Source organism: Mycobacterium sp. (genome assembly GCF_050701675.1).
GTDB lineage: Bacteria > Actinomycetota > Actinomycetes > Mycobacteriales > Mycobacteriaceae > Mycobacterium.
Genome location: NZ_JBOGDD010001189.1, coordinates 1 through 1,728, shown reverse-complemented (window position 1 = coordinate 1,728; position 1,728 = coordinate 1). Strand labels below are relative to the sequence as shown.

At 63.7% G+C, this 1,728-nt stretch carries 2 protein-coding genes; both read left to right on the top strand.

Features of this window, described 5'->3' with window-relative positions; all coding sequences use genetic code 11:
* Positions 1–943 (top strand): pyridoxal-phosphate-dependent aminotransferase family protein (locus ACRDUX_RS36920; RefSeq protein ID WP_526421845.1); only part of this gene is annotated, 943 nt, incomplete at its 5' end.
* 34 nt (positions 944–977) lie between these two features.
* Positions 978–1,728 (top strand): FAD-binding oxidoreductase (locus tag ACRDUX_RS36915; protein WP_526421843.1); only part of this gene is annotated, 751 nt, incomplete at its 3' end.

The window sequence follows — 1,728 nt, the reverse complement described above, 5'->3', positions numbered from 1 at the left end:
GGTCAACACCCTGAGCCCCGGGGACAAGGTGCTGTGTTTCGAGACCGGGCACTTCGCCACCCTGTGGCAAGAAATGGCTGAGGCGCTGGGGCTCGTCGTTGACTTCATGCCCGGCGATTGGCGCCATGGCGTCGACCCACAACAGGTTGCGCAGAAACTGAACAGCGACCCCGATCACGAGATCAAGGCGGTGTGCTGCGTGCACAACGAGACCTCGACGGGAGTAACCAGCCGGATCGACGAGGTCCGCCGGGCCATGGATGCCGCCGAACATCCGGCGCTGCTACTCGTCGACACGATCTCGTCACTCGGCTCGATCGACTACCGCCACGACGAGTGGAAGGTCGATGTGACCGTGGCAGGTTCCCAAAAGGGACTGATGCTTCCTCCCGGTCTCGGTTTCAACGCGGTGTCCGACAAGGCCCTCCAGGCAGCCAAGACGTCGAAACTGCGCAAATCGTATTGGGATTGGCAGCCGATCCTCGCGGCGAACGCGAACGGTTTCTGGCCCTACACCCCGTCGACCAACTTGCTCTACGGTCTGAAAGTCGCGTTGCGAATGCTCGATGACGAGGGCTTGCCTCAGGTTTTCGCGCGCCACCAGCGCCACGCCGAGGCGACCCGCGCCGCAGTGCGGGCATGGGGGCTGGAACTGCTGTGCCTCGACGAACGTGAGTACTCGGGCTCGCTCACCGCCGTACTCGTCCCCGAGGGCGTCAACGCCGACGACGTCCGGGCGCTGATTCTCGAACGCTTCGACATGTCGCTCGGAACGGGCTTGGCCAAGCTCGCGGGCAAGGTGTTCCGCATCGGACATTTGGGAGATTTCAACGACCTTTCGCTGGTCGGCACCTTGGGCGGCGTGCAGATGGGATTGAACCTGGCCGGCGTGCCGATCAAACAGGACGGCGTGCTGGCAGCCCTCGAAGTCCTCGAGAAGTAAGCATCCGGGGGCCGTCTCGAGAATGGAGCCATCAATGACGACCAACGACGCGGTCTCTGACATGTCCGAGTCTCTGCGAGAGCTCGACGAGCACCTTCGGCGCGAAATCGACGGGGAGGTGCAGTTCGACGCGTACTCACGGCACCTCTTCTCACGCGACGCGAGTATGTATTCGATTACGCCGCTGTGCGTTGTCTTTCCAAAACACGCCCAGGACGTTGCCGCCACCGTGCGGATCGCTTCTGCTCATGGCGTGACCGTCACGCCACGCGGCGCCGGAACCAGCCTGGCAGGGCAGACGATCGGCGCCGGCATCATCTTGGACTGCTCGCGACACATGAACGAGATCCTGGAGCTGGACCACCGTCGGCGAACTGCGCGAGTGCAGGTGGGCGTCGTTCAGGATGACCTGAACAAGGCGGCGGCGCAGTTTGGCCTGATGTTCGGGCCCGACACGTCGACCAGTAACCGCGCCACGATCGGCGGCATGCTCGGCAACAACTCGGCCGGAAGTGGCTCATTGCGGTTCGGGATGACCATCGACCACGTGCGCTCAGTCGATGCCGTGCTCTCCGATGGATCGGTCGCGCACTTCGCACCGGTCGACGATCTGGAACGACGTCGACGGGCGAGCATGCCGACCCTCGAAGGGCGCCTGTACCGCGAGTTGCCCATCATCGTGGAGAAGAACGCCGACGCCATCGCCACCGGGTTTCCGCCCTTCTGGCGTCGCGCCTGCGGTTACCGGCTCGACCGACTTGCTGACCCTGCAACACCCTTCGATC